Origin of the sequence: Caulobacter sp. 602-1 (assembly GCF_003931565.1) — a bacterium.
Taxonomy (GTDB): domain Bacteria; phylum Pseudomonadota; class Alphaproteobacteria; order Caulobacterales; family Caulobacteraceae; genus Caulobacter.
Genome location: NZ_RRYI01000026.1, coordinates 1 through 452 on the forward strand (window position 1 = coordinate 1; position 452 = coordinate 452).

Below are 452 nucleotides of genomic sequence, written 5' to 3' on the forward strand. Positions count from 1 at the left end.
GTTGGGGCCAGCGGTTCAGGCGCTTAACGAGAAGCCTTGCGGTGGCGTCGCTCGACAAACGCTTGAGAACCCTGATTAGACAACTGCGAAACTATTGCGCCGAATGCCGCTGAGATGGCGGCAAATGCCAAGCTCATGGCCAGGCCTTGCGGTGCGTCGGCAGCCAGTCCTTTGATCACATTGCGGCGCGCGGCGCCCTTGTCCCAGGCTATCTGAAACAGCTTGCCCGCAACCAGACCAGCCAAGGCCGGCACTGCCGACTTGACGAGCTTGTCGCCCAGAGAGTCGGGGTCGTTGAGACGTTGGTTGCGCAAGTCGTCCACCTTCTGATCGATGCGGTGCAGTCCCTCGACAACGCGATCGGCGTCAGAGGCAATACCGGTGTTCGTTTCATCACTCATGACTATCAGTCTAATCGCAAAAGATAGGATGTGCGGTGGAGTTGCCGAGCT

1 protein-coding gene is annotated in these 452 nt (G+C 58.8%); it reads right to left on the reverse strand.

Features of this window, described 5'->3' with window-relative positions; all coding sequences use genetic code 11:
- Positions 1–23: 23 nt before the first annotated feature.
- Positions 24–452, reverse strand: a 429-nt coding sequence (locus EIK80_RS25075) for a DUF4235 domain-containing protein (protein ID WP_233586940.1), incomplete at its 5' end; no start/stop codon positions are given.